The following is an 8403-nucleotide window of genomic DNA, read 5'->3' as shown; positions in this document are numbered from 1 at the left end:
TGCCGTCAACTTATGGTTGACGCATGACGGACCCCGTGAAGATGACCCACCCCGTACGCCTCGACGACCTGATCGAGGGCATCAAGAAGGCGCACACCGACGCGCTGGACCAGCTCGCCGATGCCGTCCTGGTCGCCGACCACCTCGGCGACGTCGCCGACCACCTGATCGGGCACTTCGTCGACCAGGCGCGCCGCTCCGGCGCCTCGTGGACGGAGATCGGCCGCAGCATGGGCGTCAGCAAACAGGCCGCCCAGAAGCGCTCCGCCGCCAAGGCCGAGACGGCCGCCGCGCTGGACCCGAACGCCGGCTTCGGCCGGTTCACGCCCCGCGCACGTAACGTCGTGATGGCCTCGCAGGAGGAGGCGCGGCGGGCGGGCAACGCCGAGATCGGTCCGGGGCACCTGGCCCTCGGCCTGCTCGTTGACCCGGACGCGCTCGCTCCCAAGCTGATCGAGGCGCGAGGGGTGTCCCTGGACCGGTTCCGGGAGGCGGTCGCCGCGACCCTGCCGGCGAAGGCCGAGCAGGTCCCGGACCTGATCCCCTACGACGCGCGGGGGAAGAAGGTCCTGGAGCTGACCTTCCGGGAGGCGCTGCGGCTCGGCCACAACTACATCGGGACCGAACACATCCTGCTCGCCCTGCTCGAGGAGGAGGGCGGCGACGGCGTGCTCACCGGGCTCGGGCTGGACAAGGACGCGATGGAGTCCGCGATCGGCGGGGCGCTCGCCGAGATCGCCCGGAAGATGGCCTGACTCCGGCGACCGGGCACGCGCCATGGGGCGCGTGCCCGGCGTCGCGCGGTCAGTCGGCGGTGGGGAAGCCGTACCGGGCGGCGTGCTCCGGGTCGGCCGGGTCGACCTGGCGGAGGCCGGCGTCGGCGAGCCGCTTGTTGACCTCGTCGAGGTGCTCGCGGACCAGCCTTGCCTCCTCGTCGGTGACCTTCCCCCGGTGCGGCTTTCCGGCGTGCTCGATGGTGCCGTAGTCGATCTTCTCGGCGCTGCGCCGCGCCTTCGGCGGCTTCACCCGCTGGGCGGTCCGCAGCAGTTGCGCCATCGGCACATCGGTGGCCATGGCATCGAACTCGCTGGCGGTGAGCACCACCCGGCGCGGTTCGCCGCCGCCGTGCCGATCGTGGATCTCCACCACGGCCACGTCCAGCGCCGCGTCGTCGATGCTCTCCACCTCGAGCGGGGTGGCGTCCAGCTGCACGGGCCCGGCCACCAGGTCCGGGTGCTCCAGTACGACGACTCTGACCACCTCGTCGTCGGGGCGCAGCACCTGGCCGCTGAAGTCGGAGACGTGGATCGTCTTCTTGCCCATGCGCGGAGCTTCTCCTGTCGTAGGCCGGGATTTCGGACCAGAAGACGCTACCCGACACCTGTGCGAAGAACCGTGGTGGAGCGCCCGGGTGTGTCGCCGCTTTCCCCGCCTCCGGTCAGCGGGTGTTGAGGCCGCGCCGGGTCGAGGCATCGGCCGGTAGCGCGTTCAGTTCGGCCCAGGGGAGTGACCTGCCGGCGCGGGTCTCGCGGTACCGCGCCTGTGCCGGGAACCCGGTGTCCTCGACGGCCGGCCAGCTGCGCTCGGGGTCCTGCTGGTACCGGTCATTCGGCTGATTCGGCATGACCATTACCGTCCCAGAGAAACTTGTACATGTATGGAAATGAATATGACGCAGGGTCGATGCGTCAGGTTCCCGCCGCCGGCAACCGGACCACGAACCGGCAGCCATCCGTGATGTTCTGTACGTCTACCCGCCCGCCGTGCGCCTCAATCAGACCGCGCACGATGGCCAACCCCAGCCCGCCCGAGCCCTCGGCCCCGCCGTTGCCCGGGCGCGGCGTCCGCGCTGGCTCGCCCCGGAACGCCACATCGAACAGCCGGGGCAGGTCCGCCTCCGGGATGCCGCCGCAGGTGTCGGCCACGGCCAGCCACGCGGTGTCGGAGTCCCGGCCGGCCTCCACCCGTACCGCGCCGTCCTCCGGGGTGTAGCGGATCGCGTTGAGCAGCAGATTGCCCACCACCCGGGCCAGCTCCCGCTCGCTCGCGGTGACCGTCGGCCAGCCCGACTCGGGGGCAACCAGCCGGATCCGGCGGGCGGCGGCCAGCGGCGCGGTGCCGGCCAGCGCGTCCGAGACCACGTCGCCCAGCGGCACCGCGGACAGCGACAGCCGCAGCGCGCCCGCGTTGATCCGGGACAGCTCGAACAGGTCGTCCACCAGCCGGGTCATCCGGTCCGTCTCCACCCGGATCCGGCGGTGGTACTCGACCACCGTCTCCCGGTCCCGGACCACCCCGTCCTCCAGCGCCTCGGCCATCGCGCGCAGCCCGGCGAGCGGCGTACGCAGGTCGTGCGAGACCCAGGCAACCAGGTCCCGGCGGCCCTTCTCGATCCGCCGCTCCCGCTCCCGTGCCTGGTCGGCCCAGACCGCCGCAGCGGCCAGCCGGCGGCCGAAGAGCCAGCCCACGGCGAGGCTCACCGCCGCGGCGGCCGACACCGTGATCAGCACGACCTCCAGGTCGTGCGGGGAGAGGAACATCGCCTCGGCGACCACCGCCACCCCGGCCACCACCGCGCCGACAGTCATGGTCAGCAGCACGAAGATGTGTCCGGTGATGGATCGGCCGCGCAGCAGCCGCAGGACGACCGCGCCGGCCAGTCCGACGCCGAGCGCCGCGAGCAGCGCCGCCCCGAAGATCAGTGCCAGGTCACCCATCGGCTGGCTCGTAGCGGTAGCCGACGCCCCACACCGTGACGATCCGGCGGGGGTTCGCCGGGTCGGCCTCGATCTTCTCCCGGAGCCGGCGCACGTGCACGGTCACCGTGGACTGGTCGCCGAAGCTCCACCCCCACACCCGGTCCAGCAGCTCGACTCGGCGGAACGCGCGCGCCGGGTGTCGCATCAGATGGGCCAGCAGGTCGAACTCCCGCAGCGTCAGGGTCAGCTCCCGGCCGTGCAGCCGGGCCACCCGAGGGCCGGTCTCCACCTCCAGGCCGTCGTCGGCCAGCACCTCCGGGGGTGCGCCGGCGGGCTCGCCGCCGGCGCGGCGCAGCACCGACCGGACCCGCAGCACCAGCTCCCGGGGGGAGAACGGCTTGCCCAGGTAGTCGTCCGCGCCCAGTTGCAGGCCGAGGATCCGGTCGGCCTCGTCGCCGCGCGCGGTCAGCATGACGATGGGTACGCCGTCCGGTCGCTCCCGCAGCCGCCGGCACACCTCCAGCCCGTCCAGGACGGGCAGCATCAGGTCCAGCACCACCAGGTGCGGCGGACGCCGGGCCACCGCGGCCAGCGCGGCTGCGCCGTCCCCGACGTGCTCCACCTCGTACCCAGCGTGTTCCAGGTACCGGCAGACCACGTCGGCCACCGTCCGGTCGTCGTCGACCACGAGCACCCGTTGCGCCACCGCGACCTCCCCGTCGTGCGGCACAGCGTACCGACGGCGGGGGTGGTGCAGGTGTTGCGAGGTCCTTACGGCTGGGCGCGCGTACCGTGATCACGGCGAGCTGGGACGGAGGGGGTGCTGGGGGTGCTCGACCGCCGGTTGTTCCTGCACCTGGCGACCTGGCTGGGACAGTGGCCGGCCGGTCCCGGGCTGCACGTGGTCCGCTCGCACCGGCGGGCCCGACCCGCGTGGGACGGCCGGCTGCGGCCCGCCCTCGCGGTCGGCGCGCCCGGGTGCACGATCCTGTCGGTCCCGCCCGACCGGGTCGACGCGGTACGCGCCCTCGCCCGCGGCCGTTCGGTGGCGGGGCTGCTGTCGTCCCTGCCGGCGGCGGTCGGCACGCCGGAGCTCATCACCCACGCCGGCCTGTTCCGGTGGAGCACCGCCCCGGCGCCGCTGCCCGACGCCGGCGAGTGGATCCGGTCGACCACCCCCGGCCTGCCGCCCTGGCTGCGTCTCTTCGATCGCGAGGTGCTGGTGGCCCGCGACGCGGACGGGCGGTACCTGGCCGGTGTGGGCGTCAAACGCCACGACGCGTACGGGCACGAGCTGGCGGTCGGCACGGACCCGGCGGCCCGTGGCCGGGGGCTGGCCCGGCGGCTGGTCGCCCAGGCGGCCCGACGGGTGCTCGACGAGGGGGCGGTGCCGACCTACCTGCACGACGTCGGCAACCACGCGTCGGCACGGGTGGCCGAGGCGGCCGGCTTTCCGGACCGGGGCTGGACCTCGTTCGGGGTCTTCCCGCGCTGACCTCGGCCGGGCGCGGACCGTGGATCCCGGGCCGGATCCACGGTCCGCAGCCTCTCCTCCCAGGTTCCGTCACTGGTAACGCTAAGTGTCGAAGGGTGGTCCGGCAAGGGATTACTGCTGTCTGGTAGCGGACTTGACCTGCGACTATGTTCGACGGGGGCCGGGGAGCTTCAGTGACGCAGCGTGTGGATGACGGTGAGCGCCGAACTCCGCGCCGGACCGGCGGGCGGCCCGCAGCGCGGCGAGCGCCACCGAGGTGGTCAGTGTCGCCGGCAGCCCGTGCCCGACGCCGTCCAGGATCGCCAGCGCGAGGATGGTGCCGTCCAGGGCGTAGTCGAAGGCGTCCCCGCCCACCGCGTAGCAGGGTTCGAGGATCGCGCTCACCACGACCGTGTCGCTGGCGAAGGTCAGCGGCGGGAGCAGTTGCCAGAGCAGCTCGGCGGAGACCGCCATGGGTGCCCCGCGCCGGGCCCGGTGCAGCGCGTCGCCGTAGGGCAACTTGCTGGTCAGCACGTGCCCGATCAGTCCGGCGATCGCCCGGCAGCCGTCGCCGAGCGCGCCGTCCGCCGGGTCCGCACCCGCGGGCAGGACGACCTCCAGCAGGCCGAGCCGGTCGGTGCCGTTCACCACCGGGACCCAGAGCCGGCCGTCCTGGCCGGGCCGCGCCCGTACCTCGGTGTAGGCGCGGCCGGGCAGGCTGGTGTCGATGGGCAGCGGGTCCGGCGTCGGTCGGCCGGGCTCCGGCAGCGGCCGCAGCAGCTCCTGCTCCACGTCCACCACGTACCTCGTCGCCGTGACGTCCAGTGGGCGCAGGGCCGCGTTGACCGCCACCGGTAGCCGGTCGGGCGGCAACCGGTGCGACCGGGAGAGCAGGTCGGCCAGGGCGGCGTGCCAGGCGGCGGTGGCGCTCATCCCCGGGAACTACCCCGGAACGGGCTGGTCAGGCCTCAGCCGGTCAGGCCGAGCACCTGCGCCGCCGCGCGGCCGTTTGCGTGGCTGGCCCCGTACGTGGTGACGAAGGCCCGGGCGCCGGCCGGACGCCAGTCGCCCGGCCAGCCCATCTCCACCACCGTCACCGGGTGCACGGCGGCCAGCCCCTCGACCAGTTCGCGCGCCCCGGGCAGCCGGTGCAGATGCCGGCCGACCAGCACGACGGGCCGGTCGCCGGCCCGCGCGCGCAGCTCCTCCGGCGTGGTCTCCCCGGCGACCGCGCGGACCTCCTGGGCCCCGGCCAGGTGCGGGCCGAGCCCCCACGGCACCCGCCCCTCGGCGATGGTGGAGGTGGCGTGCACCTGCACCACCAGTGGAGTGGTCAGGCCGGTGAGGTCGCCCTCGACGCGTACCGCGCGCAGCGCGGCGGCGTAGCCGAGGCCGTCGGGCGTCGCTGTCGGAACGCTGCCGGCGCCGCGCCAGGTGGCCAGCTCGGCGGCGCGGCCGGCGGCCTCCTCGACCCGGGCCCGGTCCAGCCGACCGTCCTCGATCCCGCCGACGATCTCCTCGACCACGTGTTCCACCAGCGTGGCGTCCACCTTGGCGCCGATGCAGAGCAGGTCCGCCCCGGCGGCGAGGGCGCGGACGGCGGCCGGACCCGTCCCGCCGGCGGCCAGCGCGGCGCCCTTCATCTCCAGCGCGTCGGTGATCACGGTGCCGGTGAAGCCGTACTCGCCGCGCAGCAGGTCGACCAGGACCGCCCGGCTGAAGGTGGCTGGGCCCTCGCCGGTCAGCGCCGGCACCCGGATGTGCGCGGTCATGATCGCGCGTACCCCGGCGTCGACCACCGCGGCGAAGGGCGGCAGGTCCCGCTCGCGCAGCACCGCCGGGGGTACGTCGACGGTGGGCAGTTCGTGGTGCGAGTCGGCGACCGTGGCGCCGTGCCCGGGGAAGTGCTTGGCGCAGGCGGCCACCCCGGCGGACTGCAGGCCGGCGACCGCGGCGGCCGAGTGGGCGGCCACCCGGGCCGGGTCCGCGCCGAACGAGCGGGTGCCGATCACCGGGTTCTCGTCGGCGGTGTTCACGTCGACGGTCGGTGCCAGGTCCACGGTGATGCCCGGCGCGGCCAGTTCCGCGCCGATCGCCGCGTACACCTGGCGGGTCAGCGTCACGTCGTCGACCGCGCCGAGGGCCGCGTTGCCCGGGTACGGGCTGCCGGTCGCGTGGGCCAGCCGGGTGACGTCGCCGCCCTCCTCGTCGACCGCGACGATCACGTCCGGGCGGCCGGCGCGCAGTGCGGCGGTGGTCGCCGCGACCTGGGCCGGGTCGTGGATGTTGGTGCCGAACAGGGTGTGCCCGGCGAGCCCCTCGGCGAGCAGGTCGACCGCCCAGTCGGGCGGGATCGGTCCCGGGTACGCGGCCAGCAGCGTGCCCAGCGCGAGCCGCCGGAGTCCTGGATCCAGCCCCACGAGTATCCCCTTTCCCTGCCGGGTCGTCCGACGACTCCGGATCGGGGTGGCCGATACGCTGACGGGCACCCCTCTGCAGGCATTTTGTGGTTAGCAAACTTTACTGAAAATAGAGGACGTGGCATGAGTTCGACCCGGCTGCCCGGCACCCCCCGCCTGTTACGGGCGCTGAACGACCGCGCGGCACTGGAGTTGCTCCTCGAGCGCGGGCCGCTCACCCGGGCCCGGATCGGCGAGCTGACCGGGCTCTCCAAGGTGACCGCCTCCCAGCTGGTCGAGCGGCTGGAGGAGCGTGGCCTGGTCACCCGGGTCGGCGAGCAGGCCGGCGGGCGGGGCCCGAACGCCCAGCTCTACGCGGTGCGCCCGGGCAGCGCGTACGTGGTCGGCGTGGACGTCGGCGCGGAGCGGGTGGTGGCGGCCTGCGCCGACATCACCGGCGTGGTCGTCGGCCGGGTCGAGCAGTCCACCAGGGACACCGACGACCCGGTGGGCGTGGTGCACAACGCCGTGGTCCAGGCGGCGAGCAGCGCCGGCGCGGAGCTGTCCAGCGTGCGGCGCGTGGTGCTGGGCACCCCCGGTCTGGTGGACCCGGGCACCGGCGACATCACCTTCGCCTTCAACCTGCCGCGCTGGCACAGCGGCCTGCTCGCCGCGCTCCGCGAGGACCTGCACATCCCGGTGGTCTTCGAGAACGACGTCAACCTGGCCGCCGTGGCCGAGGCCCAGTCCGGCGCGGCCCAGGGCGTGTCGGACTTCGTGCTGGTCTGGGTGGACGCCGGCGTCGGTCTGGCGATCATGCTCGGCGGCCGGCTGCACCACGGCAGCAGTGGCGCGGCCGGCGAGATCGGCTACCTGCCGGTGCCCGGCGCGCCCATCCCGCGGGATGTGTCGAAGCGGGCCAAGCCGGCGTTCCAGCAGCTCGCGGGTGCCGACGCGGTCCGCGCGGTGGCCGCCGAGCACGGCTTCGCCGCGGCCGACGCCCCCGAGGCGGTACGCGCCGCGATCGCCGCGGGCACGGCCGGCGGCCCGATGCTGGACGAACTGGCCCGGCGGCTGGCCCTCGGCGTGGCCAGCACCTGCGTGGTGCTCGACCCGCCGCTGGTGGTGCTCGCCGGCGAGGTGGGCCGGGCGGGCGGACCGGCGCTGGCCGAGCGGGTGCAGCACGAGGTCGCCGCGATCACCCTGGTCCGGCCGCGGGTGGTCACCACCGGGATCACCGAGGAGCCGATCCTGCGCGGCGCGCTGCGTACCGCACTCGACGCGGTGCGCGACGAGGTGTTCGGCTCGACGGTCGGCTGACCGCCCACCCGCCGTCGCCCACCGCACCATGTGAAGGAATTCTTCACGACCTGTGGGATCTCTGCAAGGAGTTGCCGGTGCGGGCCCCGGCAGCGGGGCCCGCACCGGGCGGCCTCAGATCAGATCGCGGCGGCGGAACGCCGCGAACGCGGCGGTGACCAGCGCGGCCGTCAGGGTCAGCAACACCGCCAGCCCCGCGCCCCAGCCGATCGTGTAGAAGCCCTCGCAGAAGCCCGCGTCCCCGCCGTCACAGGCGAACCGGTCCCAGAACTGGACCTCGCCGCTCAGCCAGGCGGCCAGGTAGCTGGAGAGCATCCAGCGTTCCGGCCGGGCGGCTTCGACGAGGTCGAACACCAGCCGCGCGCCCAGCTCCCACACCACCAGGTACGCGGCGACCGTGCCCAGCGCCGCCGCGGTGTGCCGGCCCAGCGTGGCGATCGCGAAGCCGAGCGCCCCGGCCACCAGCACCAGCAGCAGTCCCCGGCCGTACGTGCCGCCGAGCGATCCCCAG

9 protein-coding genes and 1 pseudogene are annotated in these 8403 nt (G+C 74.4%); 3 read left to right on the top strand and 7 right to left on the bottom strand.

The window, feature by feature from the left end; all coding sequences use genetic code 11:
- Positions 1-23: 23 nt before the first annotated feature.
- On the top strand, positions 24-755 hold the full coding sequence (locus ONA70_RS32350) for a Clp protease N-terminal domain-containing protein (protein ID WP_265010285.1): 732 nt from the start codon (positions 24-26) through the stop codon (positions 753-755).
- A 49-nt stretch (positions 756-804) separates the two neighbouring features.
- Here ONA70_RS32350 and ONA70_RS32345 read toward each other — a convergent pair whose 3' ends face one another.
- From ONA70_RS32345 to ONA70_RS32330, 4 genes are all read right to left on the bottom strand, one after another.
- The gene (locus ONA70_RS32345) at positions 805-1323 is read right to left on the bottom strand and encodes a hypothetical protein (RefSeq protein WP_265010284.1); all 519 of its coding nucleotides are present in this window, start codon (positions 1321-1323) and stop codon (positions 805-807) included.
- 115 nt (positions 1324-1438) lie between these two features.
- Positions 1439-1624: a DNA repair protein gene (locus ONA70_RS32340; RefSeq protein WP_265010283.1), complete on the bottom strand. Its 186-nt coding sequence runs from the start codon at positions 1622-1624 to the stop codon at positions 1439-1441.
- Between the two features lie 64 nt (positions 1625-1688).
- Positions 1689-2717 (bottom strand): sensor histidine kinase, encoded by a 1029-nt coding sequence (locus ONA70_RS32335; protein ID WP_265010282.1) that lies wholly within the window; start codon positions 2715-2717, stop codon positions 1689-1691.
- Positions 2710-3405 (bottom strand): response regulator transcription factor, encoded by a 696-nt coding sequence (locus ONA70_RS32330; RefSeq protein WP_265010281.1) that lies wholly within the window; start codon positions 3403-3405, stop codon positions 2710-2712. Before ONA70_RS32330 ends, ONA70_RS32335 begins: the two co-directional genes overlap by 8 nt.
- A 123-nt stretch (positions 3406-3528) precedes the next feature.
- Here ONA70_RS32330 and ONA70_RS32325 point away from each other — a divergent pair, with 123 nt between their 5' ends.
- A complete protein-coding gene (locus ONA70_RS32325) occupies positions 3529-4194 on the top strand; it encodes a GNAT family N-acetyltransferase (protein ID WP_265010286.1) in 666 nt (221 codons plus the stop codon).
- A 144-nt stretch (positions 4195-4338) separates the two neighbouring features.
- Here the strand turns inward: ONA70_RS32325 and ONA70_RS32320 are convergent, their stop codons facing one another.
- Together ONA70_RS32320 and ONA70_RS32315 are read right to left on the bottom strand one after the other, a co-directional pair.
- Positions 4339-5106: a PP2C family serine/threonine-protein phosphatase gene (locus ONA70_RS32320; RefSeq protein ID WP_265010280.1), complete on the bottom strand. Its 768-nt coding sequence runs from the start codon at positions 5104-5106 to the stop codon at positions 4339-4341.
- A 35-nt stretch (positions 5107-5141) separates the two neighbouring features.
- On the bottom strand, positions 5142-6593 hold the full coding sequence (locus ONA70_RS32315) for a glycoside hydrolase family 3 N-terminal domain-containing protein (RefSeq protein WP_265010279.1): 1452 nt from the start codon (positions 6591-6593) through the stop codon (positions 5142-5144).
- 123 nt (positions 6594-6716) lie between these two features.
- On the opposite strand from ONA70_RS32315, the gene ONA70_RS32310 reads away from it, so the two are divergent.
- Positions 6717-7892, top strand: a complete 1176-nt coding sequence (locus tag ONA70_RS32310; RefSeq protein WP_265010278.1) for an ROK family transcriptional regulator — start codon at positions 6717-6719, stop codon at positions 7890-7892.
- Between the two features lie 114 nt (positions 7893-8006).
- Here the strand turns inward: ONA70_RS32310 and ONA70_RS32305 are convergent.
- Positions 8007-8403 (bottom strand): annotated as a pseudogene (locus ONA70_RS32305) (ABC transporter permease subunit); the annotation flags it as partial.

The sequence above is a fragment of the Micromonospora yasonensis genome (assembly GCF_026013475.1).
Taxonomy (GTDB): domain Bacteria; phylum Actinomycetota; class Actinomycetes; order Mycobacteriales; family Micromonosporaceae; genus Micromonospora; species Micromonospora yasonensis.
This window is presented reverse-complemented; position numbering and strand designations above follow the sequence as displayed.